At 44.7% G+C, this 16,576-nt stretch carries 16 protein-coding genes and 1 tRNA gene; 5 read left to right on the top strand and 12 right to left on the bottom strand.

Annotated elements, in window-relative coordinates:
* Positions 1-110 precede the first annotated feature (110 nt).
* A complete protein-coding gene (locus IQ263_RS00360; RefSeq protein WP_194065635.1) occupies positions 111-1,685 on the top strand; it encodes an outer membrane protein assembly factor BamB family protein in 1,575 nt (524 codons plus the stop codon).
* A 256-nt stretch (positions 1,686-1,941) separates the two neighbouring features.
* Complete coding sequence (locus IQ263_RS00355) at positions 1,942-2,439, top strand: 2TM domain-containing protein (protein ID WP_194065634.1); 498 nt, start codon at positions 1,942-1,944, stop codon at positions 2,437-2,439.
* 234 nt (positions 2,440-2,673) lie between these two features.
* Here IQ263_RS00355 and IQ263_RS00350 read toward each other — a convergent pair whose 3' ends face one another.
* The 10 genes from IQ263_RS00350 to IQ263_RS00305 form a co-directional block, all read right to left on the bottom strand.
* Complete coding sequence (locus IQ263_RS00350) at positions 2,674-3,681, bottom strand: CHAD domain-containing protein (protein ID WP_194065633.1); 1,008 nt, start codon at positions 3,679-3,681, stop codon at positions 2,674-2,676.
* Between the two features lie 366 nt (positions 3,682-4,047).
* Entirely contained in the window at positions 4,048-4,386 is a 339-nt protein-coding gene (gene petJ, locus IQ263_RS00345; RefSeq protein WP_194065632.1) for a cytochrome c6 PetJ, read from the bottom strand.
* Positions 4,387-4,513: 127 nt separating this feature from the next.
* Positions 4,514-5,014, bottom strand: coding sequence for a photosystem II cytochrome PsbV2 (gene psbV2, locus IQ263_RS00340; protein WP_194065631.1), 501 nt, complete (start codon positions 5,012-5,014; stop codon positions 4,514-4,516).
* A 146-nt stretch (positions 5,015-5,160) separates the two neighbouring features.
* Positions 5,161-5,649, bottom strand: coding sequence for a photosystem II cytochrome c-550 (gene psbV, locus IQ263_RS00335; RefSeq protein ID WP_194065630.1), 489 nt, complete (start codon positions 5,647-5,649; stop codon positions 5,161-5,163).
* A gap of 147 nt (positions 5,650-5,796) precedes the next feature.
* On the bottom strand, positions 5,797-5,988 hold the full coding sequence (locus IQ263_RS00330; protein WP_194065629.1) for a translation initiation factor IF-2: 192 nt from the start codon (positions 5,986-5,988) through the stop codon (positions 5,797-5,799).
* 471 nt (positions 5,989-6,459) lie between these two features.
* Positions 6,460-7,413, bottom strand: coding sequence for an acetyl-CoA carboxylase, carboxyltransferase subunit beta (gene accD / locus IQ263_RS00325; protein WP_194065628.1), 954 nt, complete (start codon positions 7,411-7,413; stop codon positions 6,460-6,462).
* Positions 7,414-7,546: 133 nt separating this feature from the next.
* On the bottom strand, positions 7,547-7,768 hold the full coding sequence (locus IQ263_RS00320; protein ID WP_194065627.1) for a hypothetical protein: 222 nt from the start codon (positions 7,766-7,768) through the stop codon (positions 7,547-7,549).
* Positions 7,769-7,829: 61 nt separating this feature from the next.
* A complete protein-coding gene (locus IQ263_RS00315) occupies positions 7,830-8,660 on the bottom strand; it encodes a prepilin peptidase (RefSeq protein ID WP_194065626.1) in 831 nt (276 codons plus the stop codon).
* Between the two features lie 411 nt (positions 8,661-9,071).
* Positions 9,072-9,332, bottom strand: a complete 261-nt coding sequence (locus tag IQ263_RS00310; RefSeq protein WP_194065625.1) for a hypothetical protein — start codon at positions 9,330-9,332, stop codon at positions 9,072-9,074.
* 183 nt (positions 9,333-9,515) lie between these two features.
* On the bottom strand, positions 9,516-10,580 hold the full coding sequence (locus IQ263_RS00305; protein WP_194065624.1) for a tetratricopeptide repeat protein: 1,065 nt from the start codon (positions 10,578-10,580) through the stop codon (positions 9,516-9,518).
* 292 nt (positions 10,581-10,872) lie between these two features.
* Here IQ263_RS00305 and IQ263_RS00300 point away from each other — a divergent pair, with 292 nt between their 5' ends.
* Positions 10,873-11,184 (top strand): hypothetical protein, encoded by a 312-nt coding sequence (locus IQ263_RS00300; protein WP_194065623.1) that lies wholly within the window; start codon positions 10,873-10,875, stop codon positions 11,182-11,184.
* A 187-nt stretch (positions 11,185-11,371) separates the two neighbouring features.
* Here the strand turns inward: IQ263_RS00300 and IQ263_RS00295 are convergent.
* Positions 11,372-11,444 (bottom strand) — tRNA-Phe (locus IQ263_RS00295).
* Between the two features lie 133 nt (positions 11,445-11,577).
* Here IQ263_RS00295 and IQ263_RS00290 point away from each other — a divergent pair.
* Positions 11,578-14,235 (top strand): phospholipid carrier-dependent glycosyltransferase, encoded by a 2,658-nt coding sequence (locus IQ263_RS00290; RefSeq protein ID WP_194065622.1) that lies wholly within the window; start codon positions 11,578-11,580, stop codon positions 14,233-14,235.
* 478 nt (positions 14,236-14,713) lie between these two features.
* A complete protein-coding gene (locus tag IQ263_RS00285; RefSeq protein WP_194065621.1) occupies positions 14,714-15,649 on the top strand; it encodes a cobalamin-binding protein in 936 nt (311 codons plus the stop codon).
* 248 nt (positions 15,650-15,897) lie between these two features.
* Here IQ263_RS00285 and IQ263_RS00280 read toward each other — a convergent pair whose 3' ends face one another.
* The gene (locus IQ263_RS00280; RefSeq protein WP_194065620.1) at positions 15,898-16,506 is read right to left on the bottom strand and encodes a fasciclin domain-containing protein; all 609 of its coding nucleotides are present in this window, start codon (positions 16,504-16,506) and stop codon (positions 15,898-15,900) included.
* Positions 16,507-16,576 lie beyond the last annotated feature (70 nt).

Genomic DNA, 16,576 nt, shown 5'->3' with positions numbered 1-16,576 from the left:
CTCGTACTGAGTAAGCTTGTCAGTTATTTAGCAGTTTAGCGCGATCTGTTTTAATTGAGTTGTTGCTGATAATTATGTTTTAATATTATTGCTGATTATCTCTATCTAACATGAGTTTATCATCTCGCAGAACCTTCAATCAACAGCTAGGACAATTTTTGCTGAGTGCTGCTGTTCCTCCTGCTGTTCTCAAACTGTACCAAACTGCATCCTCGGAACAAGCTTTATTAGAAACTAATCTTAACAATGCTCTGGCAAAAGCAGACCCAGAAATAGAATTATTAGTCCCGACATTTTTAGGTAACGACAAGCGCCGTTTCTACGGCAGAGGTATTCCGAAAAGCTTGAAATTAATCGACAAATTTCAGCTAGGAACCGGACGAACTTTTCTGGGAAGGCGATCGCAAATTTGGAGCGGCGCGGGTTGGACTGGACAGCCAACAATTACCAGAGACCGGGGTAAAACTTATTTAATTATAGGTTCTTTCGACCACAATTTGCGAAAAATAGATATGGCTACCAATAAAGAAGTGTGGCGCTATAAGTTTGATGATATAATCAAAGGTTCATCAACGATTTATATCGATGAAAAAGCCAGCGCTGAAAACAGAATTGTGATTTTGCAAGGCAGCCGCAGCGGCGGTGGTGGCAAAAGTGTGGTGCCGAGTTTTAGGGCAATATCTTTTAGAACTGGCAAGGAAATTTGGAAGCTGGACATCAGGAAAACGCCCAGCTACAGCCAAGATAACGATAGCAGTGCTTTGGACATCGGCGGTGGCGTGTTGTTCAATGCGGGCGAAAATGCGATCGGCTATTTTCTCGATAGTTCCACAAGCAATGCCAAGCTAAAACAAGGAATTAAACAGCCAAAGATCTTGTCAGAAGTACAGCTTTATGCAGCAGCAGATATCGGCAAGCACGGCGGCAACTTGGTAGCGGAGTCATCGCCATCAAGGCTCAAAGATAGAATATTTATAGCTGCTGGTTCCGGTCATATTTACGGTATTAGCATTGCCACTAAAAAGATAGTTTGGGATTTTTATACAGGTTCAGATTTGGATGGAAGTGCTGTAATTTCTAAATCTGGAAAACTATTTTGTGCGATTGAAAAACAATACATTCAGGGCAACGGCGGAGTCCTGAAACTGAATCCGAACAAGGAACCGAATGCCAGTGTCGAATGGTTTTTGCCTACTGGAAACCGCCGACTTTCTAGTTGGGAAGGCGGGATAATTGGTTCGGTGGCGTTGAACGACGAGTACAATTCCGGGGAGTTTCCGGCGCTGTTTGCCACAAATGCGATCGACGGCAATTTGTACATCGGTTCCCAAGATATGATTACAGGTAAAAAAATTGCTGTGCCTTGGCGAAATCAGTCTTATGATACTCCGATAATAGTCTTTAAAAAAGAAATAGGTTCTTCAATTTCGACTCCGATTTTTACAGATGGCAATAAACTGATAAGTGCGGGATACAACGGTGTTTATTTGTTTAATTTGAATTGGGAACGAGCGAAGTCGGGCGATAAGAATGCTTTGAGAAATGCTAAAGGCGAGTTTTACCGTTTGAAAGTAATAGAATCGGGGAGATTTAAACCTGGTTTATCCTTTGAGGCTACGCCTGTTGTTTGGGACGGAATTGTCAGGATTTGCGCGAGAGACGGGTGGATGTATACTTTGGGTTAGTCAATAGTCATTAGTTATTGGTTATTGGTTATTGGTTATTGGTTATTGGTTATTGGTTGTTGGTTGTTGGTTGGTTGTTGGTTGTTGGTTGTTGGTTATTTACTACCAATTAGCAATGCCCTTGGCCCAATTCCCTTAGCCCAATGCGTCAACTCGAATGTCCGGGTGTTGAAATCCGCCAATGTCCCCACCTGCCGTTTAACTCCGGTTATCTCTATCATAGAAAGGATGTCAGGAATTATAGGAAACTTGTTATATGGCGACCAATGACAATCAAATAAATCAAATTTACGGTTCGGAGGATGCTCAAGGTATTTTACAGCTTGCGATCGCCCGCCGACAAGATGAAGGGGAATTATCCAGAGTGCAGTTGTTCGAGATTGCAGCGGAATTGGGCATTTCCGAACAGGATATCGTGGCGGCGGAACAGCAATGGTTAGCAACTAGAGGAGAAGTTCAAGAAAAACTGGTTTTTAACACTTACCGTCGTCGCAAATTGCAGAAAAATGTGACAAAATACGGCATTATCAATAGTTTTCTAGTTTTGTTTAATCTAGCTGGATCCCACGAGCTTTCTTGGTCGCTTTTCATTTTACTAACCTGGGGCTTAGGATTGTCGCTGAATGCTTGGAATGTTTATCAAACTGAAGGCGAAGATTACGAACAAGCCTTTGGGCGGTGGCGTTTGAAGAAACAAGTGGGAGAGTCTATTGGTACTGCAACGAATAAGTTTATGAAGTGGTTGCAATCGTGATTTGCTATGGTAAAAAATGCGATCGCCCTTTTTTACTTCACACTGGTGAAGTAATTCGGATTTTAACTCGTTACTGGAAAGAGTAATTGTTAAGGTTTTTTATTGAACCTATCCCCAAGTGCGATCGCCCTTTATTGAGTTACATAATGAAGGACACTGCAATGACGTGTCCCTAAAAATATCTATCTTTTACTCCCTCCCGTCAGTCGATCGCATTCTCTCCTCGCCAAAAACCTAACTTTCCGGCTGCGAATCTCCCGAAGCTGCATCTTCAACCACAGGATTAATTAAGGTCGATCGCCAACCTTGCCGAACTTCCGAACTCAAATACTTATTCTGCACAACCTGCCACTTTTGCCAAGCTTCGTAGCGCTTTTTCGCCAATAAATCCGCCAGTTGCGGCAACTCTTTTTGCAAATCGCGATCGACAAAATCTGTCAAAAACTCGCTTAAAACTTCACTGTCTTGAATGTCGCCCAAACATTCTTGAACAGCTTTCACATCTTCGACATAAACTTCGTAAGTCTCGCTGTAAAAATCCCCAAACAGATTCATCAAATAGCGAACCCGCTTGGCTTGCTTCCGCAAATCGTGCAGAATAGTTCCCTCCGCTGTTAACTTCTCTTCGACAGCCGACTCATTCAAATCATCACAAACTTTAACTTGGCCATCCTCATATTTTGTGCCCAGCAGCCAAGCCGGATGCAGAAAAAATTCGCTGACTTGAGGTAAGAGTAAATCTGGCAAAACTTCAGCAATTGGCAAATGTTCGATCGCCCGAAACTGCGGTTTTTCCAACCAATCCTCGATCGACTTTTTCAGCGATTGGTAACTTTTGCGTTCCAAAACAGCCCTCACCTTTTTCAAAGCCCGGCGCCGCTGTTTTAGCAAACTCGACAAAGCCTCATCTAAAACTTCCTGTTCTTCAGTCGGCAAATTCGGGTAATAGCGTTTTTGGAGACTTTCGAGCATCACATCCAAATCCCTGAGCGTTCCCAGAATCCGCCCCACTTTACCAATTTTGCGTTCAGAAGCTTCTTTTGGCCAGTCTAAAACCGGAGCAAAACCCGTTACAGCCGATCGCAAACGCCGCAATCCTACCCGCATTTGGTGAAGTTCTTCTGCATCTTTGTCTTTGATAACTTCAGCCTCGTGCGCTATTGTTTTACGAAAATATTTCTCGATCGCACCAGAGGCTGCGTCTCCGAGAGTTTTAACTTTTGCTGATGTTTTTACGTTCATGATATATGTAGAGTCCACTTTCGCCATTGACTTTATTTGTGATTTCAATGCTTAGCTAATAAAGCTTTATATCCTAGCACCGAATTTTTATTTATACGCCAGCAATAATAATTCTTAATGTAAGGTGCTTGATAATTTATACAAAATCTAAAATCTTCCATCTAAAATCTAAAATCTTCAATCTAAAATCGAATTTCCCTCCCTCGCGCTTGGGCAAATAAAAATCCGATTTGTGGCGCGCTTTCCCAAACAGGTTAAGATTGCTGCAAACCGATATTTATTCGCACAAGAGAGAGAGAGGGTGCGATCGGGAGGACAGGTTTTAAATTAAATCAAGTCCAGCTTGTCCGAATTCAAAGAGGCAGTTTAGCCTTTCCAGTTCTTTTCAGATTGTTCGAGCACGTAGGTTACGAGATCGTCGATTTGTTCGGGCTTCAAGCGGCCGGCAAAAGCAGGCATAGCATTTTTGCCCTTAATTATCTGAGTAGTGATAGCTTCGATGGAATTCATGCCGTACTTTTCCAGAGCATCCTTTTTCAGGGTTTTCATTGCCATAACCACGTTGCCGCCACCGATGTGACAAGCAGAACAGTTGGCGCTAAAGAGTTTAGCTCCGTTAGCAGCATCGCCGGCCAAGGCAGGGCGGCCGAAGCCGACGGTAAAAATTGCGATCGCTAACAGGGCGATCGATAAGAGTCTTTTCAACACAGTTCTCCTCTAATGGACACTTTTGAAGGTGGTTATTTAGTTATTTTACCTGTTTATTCAGGCACAAACACGCAGTCGCGATCGGGATTTTTCTAGTAATTTACACTTTTTGACCAAAAGCCGTTCAACTCTCCAGATTATCCACGCCCCAGCCCGGAGCCTTCTGAGCAGCACGGAGCACAAAAGCAGCCAAATTTTCAATCTCATCCTGCTGCATCCAGCTTTCCGGCACTTGGCGGCACCAAAAAGTTTCCTCACTACCGTCATAAGTCATGGGTTCTCTCAGATACGCCACCAAACTATTGATGCTGGTGCGCGGAGGCGTTGCCCCCTCCAGAGCAGTCAAAGACAAAGATACAGTCGGATCCGGCAAAGTTGTTCCCCCAACATGACAGTTGAGGCAGCTTTGCTCAAACAACCGCTTACCGGAGGACAAATCCTCAGCCGAAAATAACCGAGTGTTTCCCTGTGCGTCCAATTCCAATGGCACAGGTTCGGTGACTTTCAAATAACGAGTCACGTAAGCATCAGAAGCAGCCAAGGCTGGTTGAGGTGCCAGCAGCACCAGCGGCAAAATAATTAAAATTCCCAACAAAAAGCAGACAAAAACACCAAGACGCTGCATGACGCACTACAACCTTTTGCGATATCAATGAGTAACAAGTAAATTTTAGATTTCAGATTTTAGAGCGAAAAACGACCGGCCAGCAATGCTTGCCAAAGCCCCGCCCTCTCTCAATCCAAAATCCAAAATCTAAAATTTAACATCAATTAACGAGCGCCTTTACCGCCAGCCCACTGCTCGCCAATGATTTTGGGCTGCAACAGAATGTGACCGGCAATCGCGTACAAATCCTCTTCTGAGAGATTTCTCATCTCAGCAAAAATATCCGCACTCTTCATGCTCGGATGCAGCTCGGAAATCTCCTCAAAGCCGTCATAAGTGGTGGGATTTTTCATAAAGTCCACCAGCGACTCAATATTGTTGCGGGGTGGGTTGGCCAAAGCCAGAGTTTTGGGACTCAAATTTATGTTCTGGTCAGTTTTTGTCATTCCCCCAGCGTGACATTGAGCGCAGGCTGAGTTAAACAAGCGTTTGCCTTGCTGAACTTGTTTGAGGCTCAGCACCACCGGAGCGCCCTTGTCATTTAAAGTCACAGTGCGAAGTTCCGGACTCAGTTCGATAGCCATCGCGCTGCTGACAAATAACTGAAATGTCAAGAATACAGCGGTCAGAGCAATGAAATATCTTTTAAGCATGGTTCTCCTTAAAAAAAATCCGACAAATTATTGAACGCTAAGAGAGCGTAGGCAAACAGATCGATCTTGAAAATTCCTTCCTGCTGCGACAATTGGCAAAAATTTGTGCAGCCGTACCCCAACGTCGAGGTAGAGGAATTTTGCTATCTAATCTGCAATCCCTTTTGAGTCGCGCCTTTTTTCGAGAGCGGACATAATTGCCTTAACATCTTCCAAAGCCAAACGGGTTTGAGGATGCTTGTAGGCAATTTCCAACTCGTCGCACAAGCGGAGCACGTCTTCAACAGGGACGTCGAAGTCCTCTGCTATTTCTGCGATGGATAGGTCTGCAAAACCCATAATTTTTAGGTCGCTGACTGGTCAAAATTGAGTTGACGGCTATTGACAGAAAGCTGGACAATTTAACAAAGTGGTGTTAGCTCCCAATCTGTTAGTTTGTTCTGAGATTTTGTTCGATCGCCAGCTCACTAACCACTAACTACCACTAAGCATTTTTGCTCACTCAAACTTCATAGCCCATCAACTTCCAACTAATATCATCCCATTGCCGGGTGTTTATTATCAATAGGACTTGAGCGCGTGAGGCTCAAAACCCGGTATTTGCCTGAATTTCTCGCCACCAAACTTGATGTTTTGCCAAGAAACCAGGGTTTTTTGGCAATTCCTCTGAGATTTTGGTCTTGGGCGGGCTCACCAACAGACAATCAGTCGATTTGAGATTTGAGATTTACTCCACAGATCCAATCTGGGGCTTGAACGGGAGTCTAAAATTTCGATCTCTTGACGACAAAAGTCCTTTGGCGCTGCGGCTTAGGGAGAAAGCTTGAGAGCGTGAGTAGGTGCGGGTAAAGCGTGGTGGGCCTCGCCGACATCGAGGGCTGGAAATTCCGATTTTGCCAAGAACGGCTGGGGCTGGTGGAGAGCGATCAGTTGACCGAGAGTTTTTTTTAATTGAGTCCGGGGTACGATCAAGTCTACAAAACCGTGGGCGAAGGAATATTCGGAAGTTTGATAATTTTCCGGCAGCTTTTCCCGCAGAGTTTGCTCGATTACCCGACCGCCCGTAAAGGCTACAGTAGCTTTTGGCTCTGCAATTATAATGTCTCCCAACATGGCAAAACTGGCGGTGACACCGCCTGTGGTCGGGTGGGTCAAAATTGGGATGTAAAGCAGTCTCGCTTCCCGGTGGCGCTCCAGAGCCCCGGAAATCTTGGCCATTTGCATCAGGCTGAGCATCCCTTCCTGCATTCTTGCGCCGCCAGAGGAGCAGACCACAATCGCAGGTAAACGTTCCCGCGTGGCGTGTTCGATGAGGCGGGTCAGTTTTTCTCCGACCACTGAGCCCATGCTGCCGCCGATGAACTGAAATTCCATGACTCCGAGGGCGACGGGCAAATTTTCGAGTTGACCGATGCCTGTTTGTACCGCGTCTAGGTGGCCTGTTTTTTCTTGAAATTCTCGCAGCCGATCGCTATATTTTTTGCGATCGCGAAATTTTAGGGGATCGGTGGCGTGGAGACCTTCGTTAAGGGGCATCCAGGTATTGGGGTCGATCAACTGTTCAATGCGATCGTCGCTGTAAACTCTGATATGATGCCCGCATTCCAAGCAAACCATTTGATTTGCTCGCAGGTCTTTGGTATAACTCAGCGCGTCGCAAGCCTCGCACTTATTCCAAAGCCCGTCGGCAATTTCCCGTTCCGGCCGTTCTTGAGAGTTCGGTACAGATTTTCTTCGATTTGCAAACCAATCAAATAGAGACATTAAAACTTGGTAATTGGTAATTGGGAATTGGTAATTGGGAATTGGGAATTGGTAATTGGGAATTGGTAATTAGTTGTCAGTTGCTAGTTGTCAATTGCTAGTTGTTTAGTGACTAATGACTAATGACTAATGACTAATCACCAGATTCTGGCTCATCTTCAACGGGACTGATCAGGAGCGATGCAGTCCGCTGGTCTTCTGGAAGAACTTGCAAAGCTGTAGCACTTCCAGCTCCTAAATAAGATGCTACGCCCAAGTCAACGATGCGAGCTGGGATTTGATGAGCAGCTAGGATCTGCTGCATTAATTCCGCTTCCCAGCGAAAGCTAGTAGTTGTAAGTGTAATCCAAGACACGGAACAATTTTACCAATTATTGAGACAATGTTATGTTCGATCGCGCCGGAGTACCGACATATCAGAAAGTAAAATTCGGGAAAAATAATTGCAAGTAAGTAGATAAGATCGCTTCGCCCCACAGGGCAGTAATTGCTGCACCGAGGGCCAGAAACGGGCCGAAAGGCATGGGTTGACGCCGATCGAGCAATCTCAGGGCGATCGCCCCGCCGCCGACAAAAGCTCCAGCGAAACACGCGATAAATCCCGCTAACAGCAAGTATTTCCAGCCCAGCCAAGCCCCCATCAAAGCTGCCAATTTGGTGTCTCCCATCCCCATAGCAGTCTGCCCGAAGCCGATCGAACCTGCAAGTCCGATCGCATCAAACAGCCACAACCCGACAACTGCTCCCAGAATACCGTCGAGTACCAGATAGTGTACCGAGTCGATCGGGCTAAAAGTCGGCCACCAACCTTTCGCCACTTGAAAAACCAATCCGAGCACCAAGCCCGATCGAGTTAAAGAATTGGGCAAAGTCATTGTATCGCAGTCAATCAAAGACAAAGCCAATAGCCAGCTAAAAAAAGCCCAAAACCCCAGAGTTTTTACTGCTATCCCACACCGCCAAAAAATGAGCAAAAACAGCAAACCCGTAGCTACTTCTACCAGCGGATAGCGGGCAGAAATCGGACTGCGACAGTGATTGCAGCGTCCCCGCAGCCACACCCAACCGAACACGGGTATATTTTCGTAAGTTCTGAGTTGATTTAAACATTTGGGACAGCGAGAGGGAGGGTGTATCACCGACAAACCCGCAGGCAACCGATAAACTACCACATTCAAGAAGCTGCCGATCGCCGAGCCGACAACAAAGACGATCGCGGTGACAAGGACATTAAAGATAATTTCCATTTATTTGTTATTTGTTATTTGTTATTTGTTAGCTGTTATTTGTTATTTGTTATTTGTTATTTGTTAGCTGTTATTTGTTAGCTGTTATTTGTTAGCTGTTAGCTGTTAGTAGCAGCTAGCAATAACTACTTACTAATTACATGACCAATTTCCCAACGATTCCAAATCCGTATTATTTACCCCCTTGATGATTGAACCGCGAAGACGCGTTAGGCGAAGCCGCGCGTAAGCGCTAGAGCGCGAAGAGAAGAGTCAGAAGACAAAGGTAATAGCCAAATCCGAGTTGGCATGACTCATGACTAATGACCGATGATTAATAACTAATAACTAATAACCAACAACTAACAACTAACAACTAACAACCAACAACTAATAACCAACAACTAATAACAACTAACTAATAACAACTAACTAATACATTTGAGATTCAATTTCGTCAAAAGTAACAAAACGTTCACCGGGCAACAAAACTGGCTGCGAAGCAAAAATTAGCTGACCTCGATTGCTACCTAGACTAACAACTACACCTGCTGGACGCTGCATCTGCTCGGAATGCACTTTCAGATAGATACCGTAGGCCGATCGAGCTACTCGGATCAAATCAGGAGCTAGCAAGCCGTGACTTTGGGAAATTTCTATCCTAGGTTGGGAGTTAGGCTGGTATCGGGTCACTGTAAATTTATGATAATGGTATTAGTCTAGCTGCCGCATTTTCGGGTTTTTCGGGGCGGATATCCATAGCTGAGATTGATTGTGGGCGATCGAGCAAACCGACGAAACCATTGAGAAATTGTTTCTATCTTTCGAGCCAGATATTAATCAAAATTCTAGCGTTCCTGAAACCTTTTTTGGTCATTATTGCGGGACGAGCCGACCGGAAGATAATCGCTTAATTCCCTCCATCGCCCCACTTTCTCCAAATTTATCGTTTTTTTCGCGGGCAATTTTCAAAGCTTGCTCGTAGGATTCGAGAGCTTTAGCAGATTGACCGAGACTTTCATAAATCTCGCCCATATTGTTGAGTAACCTTCCGATACTTGTCTTGTCACCGATTGCTTCCAACATCGGTATCGCTTGCTGAAAATAGATCAGCGCTTGAGTATCTTTACCCTGTTTGCGACAGGTAAGTGCCATGTTGTTGAGGAGGCGGCCCACGCCAGCCCTGTCTCCGATTTCCCGGCGAATTGCTAAAGCTTGGTGGTAAAATTCCATCGCTCTGTCAAAATCGCCGATGTTGTAGTAAACGCCGCCCATATTGTTGAGGGTACGGCCTAAATCTCGTCGATCGCTCTGTTGGGTGCGAATGACCCGCGCTTGCTGGTAAAATTCGATCGCCTTAGCATATTCTGCCTGTTCTGCGTACACGGCCGCAATGTTATGGAGTGCTTCTCCGATTTCAACTTCGTCGTTGACAGTTTTGGCAAGTTCCAACGCTTCTTCGTGCTGTTTCAGCGCTTCGGGAAATTTGTCGGAAATCCGGTTGATGAAACCCATGAGATTGAGGGTTTGAGCAAGGCGGCGCGCATCGCCTATTTCTCGGTGAATGACTAAAGCTTGTCGCAGAACTTCCAAAGCTTTCGACTTTGAACCCATTTCGCCATAAACTTCTCCTAGGCGGTTGAGGATTCTGCCGATTTCGGGTTTGTCGTTTTGTTGCTTGCGAATTGCCAAAACTTGTTCAAAAGTCTGGATTGCTTCGATAAACAAACCTTCGCGGTGCTGTTTTACTCCTGTTTCAAAGAGTGTGTCTGCTTGCGTGTTGGGTTCAGTTGCCTGGGCGCGATCGCTTTTTTGAACCAGCCTTGCATTTATAATAGGCGCAAAGGCCGCAGCGTCTGAGATTGCCAGCAGGCTGAGTGCGGGAGATAAAACAATACTTATAGCTGCGACATAGCTGAAGTTGTAAGAGCGGCGGTACACCGATCGAGTCCTCCTAGAGCCAAGTTATAACTATTAAGATAGAGCTTTTTGGCGTGTTCGTCCTAATTTTTTTCTCAGTCGCGCCACTGGCTCTACCAATTTCCAGAAATAATGCAACTCGCTTGCAAGCTGCAAAACCATACACAATCAGTCATTCCCAATTTTTTAATCAAACACCCCAAATTTCAAATCCCATAAATTAACTATTGTCTTGCCAGAGTGCCACTATCAGCGGCATATTGGTGAGATCCCGGATGACAGCCAAGTTTTCGATCGGCTTTGCAATTAGTTATTGGTTATTGGTTATTGGTTATCAGGAATTGGTTATTGGTTATTGGTTATTGGTTATTGGTTATTGGTTATTGGTTATTGGTTATTGGTTATTGGTTATTGGTTATTGGTTATTTGTTATTTGTTATTTGTTATTGGTTATTGGTTAACTGTTAACAGTCAACAGTCAACAGTCAACAGTCAACAGTTAACAGTCAACAGTCAACAGTCAACAGTCATTAGTCATTGGTCAACAGTCATTAGTCATTGGTCAATTGGAAGAAGGCAGGATGCAGGAGGAAGAAGCAAAAATAGATACAAAGCAGGCCTTTGAGCGATCGCCCTCATAGGTTTAGTTAGATGAATTTATTTAAAATAAAAAAATGCTTTTTACAAAGCCCCAGATGCTCCCTCTTTTTTTGGCTACACTGAAGACGAACTCAGCGAAAAATGAGTGCAAACAACAAAACTAGGATTGAGTTAAAATCCTAGATACCGTAAATGTATGTTTTAGAAAGCTATGCCAGGAACGAGACTTGAACTCGTGACACGTGGATTTTCAGTCCACTGCTCTACCAACTGAGCTATCCCGGCTTGTTTTTTCGCGCTTTACTATCCTAGCAGACACATACACAATTTAGCAAGCACTTTTCTCAACTAATTTTTAGCTCGCCCGGAACCGCCCGCCTGTAAGCTAAAAGCTGCAACCTAAAATCCAAAAATCGCAATGGCACAGCAACATCGGGCTAGCGGGGGCAACAGTCTGCTTGTCTTGGGGACAATTTGGCTGTTGGGGGCAATTAGCGATCGCCTCTGGTTTGCCTTCGATCGCTCTGTACCCGCGTGGGATCAGGCCGAATACCTCACGAGCACGCTGAATTACTGGCAGGCGCTGCAGCATCCTCAGTGGTTTTCGGGGGATTGGTGGACAAACTTCTGGCTGCTTTCGACAAAAATTCCACCCTTGACGTACATCTTAACGGTACCGTTTTTTAATGTTTTCGGTGCTGGGGGCGATCGGGCAACCCTCGTTCATTTACTATTTAGTGCAATTCTCCTCGCCTCAGTCTACAGTCTGGGCGTCAAATTATTCAACAGACAAGTCGGTTTGTGGGCCGCTGCAATTTGCGTTTTGTTACCGGGACTTTATCGGTTCCGCTTGCAATTTTTGCTAGACTATCCCCTAGCTGCTGCGATTACTTTGGCTTTTTATTGTCTGACAATGTGGAAAGAGGAAGGTTCGGCAGCGGATTTGGTAGCGGATGTAGCGGATAGAAGAAATCAGGAAAAGGGTAAAAAGTTTTACCTGAGTCGATTATCTTTCTTTTGGGCGATCGCCTTTGGAATTTCTCTCGGCTTGTCAATATTAGTTAAACACACTACAGTCTTATTTCTGTTTACCCCGATAGTCTGGTTAGCTGCGGGTGCTTTGCGGCAAAAAGCTTGGGGAAGATTAGGTCAATTAGCTGGTGCTTTGTTGCTGTCGGTGGCAGTGTTTGGGCCCTGGGCAAAAACCAATTGGCTGTTAATTTTGACCGGGGGAAAACGGGCAACGCTGGATTCTGCGATCGCCGAAGGAGATCCAGCCCTCAATACGATCGACGCTTGGATTTACTACATTCAGCACTTACCCGAACAGCTTTCTTGGCCTTTGTTACTGATTCCCTTAGTTGGATTGATACTTTATTGGCTCCGCAGGAAAAATAGTTCATCAATCTTTCACCTCAACTCCTGTCGGTGGCTGGCTATTTTTTGGGTAGGAGCTTATTTAATTAATTCTTTAAATATCAACAAAGACGACAGATATGTGATACCTTATTTGCCAGTATTATCTATTTTTTTAGCCTACTGTTTAACACTGTGGCCTCCGCGTTGGGGGCGACAAATTCGCTGGGGAACAATTGGTTTAGCAACTTTGACGATGCTGCTGCATATGTGGCCGGTGGGCGGTGCTTTTGGACATAGCTTAGTTCAACTTGTTAGCCCCGGTAATTCTAGTTATCCTTACTTGGGCAAAGAGTGGCCGCACCGAGAGGTAATTGCAGAAATTCTTGCTGCGGAACCTTATTTGCAATCTACTTTAGGTGTGTTGCCTTCCACGCCGGAAATTAATCAGCATAATTTGAATTATTACGGTGCTTTGGCGAATTTTCAGGTGTACGGGCGGCAGGTGGGAACTAATTTAAAAGAAGTGCCGCAAGATGTGCGATCGCTTTCTTGGTTTGTCACAAAAACAGGCCCGCAAGGTTCGATTCGGGAAAAATTTAAAAAAGCTCAAAATGCTGCGGTAGATACAATTGAAAAAGGGGAAGATTTTCAGTTAGAAAAAGCTTGGTTTTTGCCTGATAATACTAATCTAAATCTTTACCGCAAGCGACGGCAGCCTGTTGAAATACAGCCGTTGAATGAAGCGCGAGCGCAAGTACAATTAGAGCAAGTTACTGTTACGGGAAAAGCGATTCCCGGAGTCGCACTGCCGGTTACTTATATTTGGTCTGGGCCTTGGCAGCAGTTGCAGTCTGGTTTAGTGTTGGTAACGTGGAAACATCGGCTAGCTAGTGATATCCTAGAGTCGGGACAAGCTTTAAGGATTTTACACGATCGCGCGATCGCCCAAGGGACTTTACATCCGGGAATTCTGCAAGCAGATAAATTTGCAGTCGGGTTTCGAGTTGTCGATCGCACGGCGATGCTAACTCCTGCTAATATTGCACCGGGAAGTTACAACCTGCAAGCTACTTATCTGAACCGAAAAACCGGCGAAACTTATCCGCTCAAGGTGCCATCGGTAACAATTCAAATCGATGCAGAACCGATAAATATGCCTTCCCAAACCATTCCGGGGAACAAAAACGATCAAAAGTTGAAAATAGTCCAGACTCTTCCCGGTAACGAGGATAAGCCGGAGTTAGATTTGGTGACTCAATTGCGGGCGATGGCAGTTAATTTACCAAAAGGATTAACCAGTTTAGAACCCATATTCGAGCAGATTGGACGCATTAATCAGTACGATCCAACTCAAGATTATACAGTGCAAGCGGAACAAGCACTAGAATATAGGTTGAAGCAAGAACCTAACAATCTAGAATTCGCTTATGCTTTGGCATTTTCTCGGGTATTGCAGCAAAATGTCAAAACTGCGATCGCAGCCTTAGAAAAAGTTACCAAACTCGATTCTCAAAACCCTTATGCTTATGCTTATCTCGCCTTCGTCCAGCTCTACGGATGGCATCCCCAAGCCGCTCAAACAGCCTTAAAACCCGCTCTCGCCCTCAACCCCAACCTACCAGAAATTAGAGTTTTAAACGGTTTAGCCGCTCTAATGCAAGGCAATCTCATCCAAGCGTGGCAAGATTTGCAATTCTTAAAAAAGTTGAAAATTTAACAATTATTAGGAATACCAAAAACGTAGTTTCACGCGCTATTTATAAGCAGCAAAGTGCGGTGTACTTCGCCCGACTAACTTCCTTCTTCCTTCTTGCTAATGATATCAAATCCGGTAGCATTGGAATGATATATAGCCTTTCAAGCTCTCATATGAGGTACTGTCGGGAATAGGGAATAGACCAAACCGGCCAAACCGGCCAAACCGGCCAAACCGGGCATACCTCACTTTTTTGAGAAAGGCTATAGTGCGATAGTCCCCGCTCGCGAAGTCGATAGCGAGCGGGGACTATCGCACTATCAATGATTAAAATATATAATTCCGACGCTATCGGAAACGATATGACCAATAACCAATAACCAATAACCAACAACCAATAACCAACAACCAATAACTAACAACCAACAACCAATAACCAATAACCAATAACCAACAACCAATAACCAATAACCAATAACCAATAACCAATAACTTCCTCATGAATCAACTAAGAATTGTCTCTCTAATTCCCAGTGCCACCGAAATTGTAGCAGCTTTAGGATTAATCGATGCCATTGTCGGCCGTTCCCACGAATGCGACTATCCCGCAGAAATCCAGAATTTACCTGTTTGCACTCAGCCTAAATTCAATCCCGAAGGAACTAGCAGCGAAATTCACAACCGCGTCACAGAATTGTTGCAAAATGCGCTCAGCGTCTATAAAGTAGAAATAGATACTTTAGAAAAATTGCAGCCAACTCACATCATTACTCAAGCTCAATGTGAAGTCTGTGCTTGTTCTCTGACAGAGGTTGAACAAGCAGTAAGTACGCTGGTAAATAGCCAGCCGGAAATTATTTCTTTGCAGCCAAATTTGCTAGCAGAAATCTGGACGGATATTGGGCGAGTTGCTGCTGCTTTGGGTGTCGATGCTCAAAGTACGATCGCACTTTTGGAATCCCGCATCGATGTTATTATCTTAAAAACCGAAACATTAACCGTTAAACCCACAGTAGCCTGTATCGAATGGATTGAACCTTTGATGGCTGCGGGAAATTGGATTCCCGAATTAGTAGCAATGGCGGGAGGAAATTCGCTGTTTGGGGTTATAGGCGAACATTCCCCTTGGTTACAATGGGAATCCCTGGTTGAAGCTAATCCCGATGTGATTATTTTTATGCCTTGCGGCTTTGATTTAAATCGCACTCGCAGCGAAGCAATGCCGATGGCTCAATACACAGAATGGCAAGATTTGCAAGCAGTCAAAGCCGGGAAAGTTTACATAACTGACGGCAATTCTTACTTCAACCGGCCAGGGCCGAGATTGGTGGATTCCTTAGAAATTTTAGCAGAAATTATCCATCCCGAAATCTTCGATTTTGGCTATCGCGGTAAAGGTTGGCAGCCATTTTTGCCAGTGTCAGCAGCTAGCTAAAACTTTATCTATACCAATTCAGAATTGCCTGCCATAAAAATAAGGACACAACAATGTTGTATCCCTACAAAATACCTGTATTTCACCCGATATCAGTTAATTGCTGTAGGGAAACGGCAGTGCCGTTTCCGGGGTAATGCGTTCATTGTGTGCCATAAAAATAAGGACACAACATTGTTGTGTCCCTACAAAATACCTGTATTTCACCCGATATCAGTTAATTGCTGTAGATGCAAAAACCGCTAGTCTTACTTCGCATCAGCGGGGATCAAAACCTTGTCAATTACGTGAACAACGCCGTTGCTAGCTTTGATATCAGCTTTCACAACATTAGCGCCGCTGACGGTAACTTTGCCTGCGCTAACTGCTACTTTCAGCGAGGTGCCTTCAACACTTTTAACATCGCCGGATTTCAGGCTAGTAGATAAAACTGAACCAGGAACAACGTGGTAAGTTAAAATCTTAGTAAGTTTGGCTTTGTTGGCCGGTTTGAGCAAATCATCCAACGTTCCTTTTGGCAAAGCAGCAAAAGCCGCGTCTGTCGGTGCAAAAACAGTGAAAGGGCCTTTTCCTTTGAGAGTTGTCACCAAACCTGCTGCTCCCAAAGCCTTTGTCAATGTCTTGAATTGAGCGTCACCAGATGCAATAGCGACAATATCCTTAGTGGCGGCCATTGGTGTCGGTGCTGCGGCAGTTTTCACATTTCCTGCAACTTGTTGAGTTTGAGTTGCATTAGCAACAGTTGTATTAGAGTTGATGTGAGCCCAAGCCGGGAAAGCAATCAACGCGCTAGCGCCGATTACTCCTGCCAAACCTGTGAATTTTTGGCTCCAGCTAGGTACATTTTGATTTTTCATTGGGCTGAGATTTCCTTATGAGAATAAAAGAGTGAACATGAATACTTGTGTTAGCCAAATTACCACAAAA

It is taken from the genome of Tychonema sp. LEGE 06208 (assembly GCF_015207505.1).
Classification (GTDB): domain Bacteria; phylum Cyanobacteriota; class Cyanobacteriia; order Cyanobacteriales; family Microcoleaceae; genus Microcoleus.
The sequence above is the reverse complement of the archived record's forward strand: the minus strand, read 5'-3'. Positions and strand labels throughout refer to the sequence as shown.

What these genes read in the sequence shown, in the direction of transcription:
- accD (WP_194065628.1), bottom strand. Translation starts at nt 7,413, where the DNA reads ATGTCTCTATTTGATTGGTTTGCAAATCGAAGAAAATCTGTACCGAAC.
- IQ263_RS00355 (WP_194065634.1), top strand. Translation starts at nt 1,942, where the DNA reads ATGGCGACCAATGACAATCAAATAAATCAAATTTACGGTTCGGAGGAT.
- IQ263_RS00350 (WP_194065633.1), bottom strand. Translation starts at nt 3,681, where the DNA reads ATGAACGTAAAAACATCAGCAAAAGTTAAAACTCTCGGAGACGCAGCC.
- IQ263_RS00280 (WP_194065620.1), bottom strand. Translation starts at nt 16,506, where the DNA reads ATGAAAAATCAAAATGTACCTAGCTGGAGCCAAAAATTCACAGGTTTG.
- IQ263_RS00285 (WP_194065621.1), top strand. Translation starts at nt 14,714, where the DNA reads ATGAATCAACTAAGAATTGTCTCTCTAATTCCCAGTGCCACCGAAATT.
- IQ263_RS00290 (WP_194065622.1), top strand. Translation starts at nt 11,578, where the DNA reads ATGGCACAGCAACATCGGGCTAGCGGGGGCAACAGTCTGCTTGTCTTG.
- IQ263_RS00330 (WP_194065629.1), bottom strand. Translation starts at nt 5,988, where the DNA reads ATGGGTTTTGCAGACCTATCCATCGCAGAAATAGCAGAGGACTTCGAC.
- IQ263_RS00360 (WP_194065635.1), top strand. Translation starts at nt 111, where the DNA reads ATGAGTTTATCATCTCGCAGAACCTTCAATCAACAGCTAGGACAATTT.
- psbV (WP_194065630.1), bottom strand. Translation starts at nt 5,649, where the DNA reads ATGCTTAAAAGATATTTCATTGCTCTGACCGCTGTATTCTTGACATTT.
- IQ263_RS00315 (WP_194065626.1), bottom strand. Translation starts at nt 8,660, where the DNA reads ATGGAAATTATCTTTAATGTCCTTGTCACCGCGATCGTCTTTGTTGTC.
- psbV2 (WP_194065631.1), bottom strand. Translation starts at nt 5,014, where the DNA reads ATGCAGCGTCTTGGTGTTTTTGTCTGCTTTTTGTTGGGAATTTTAATT.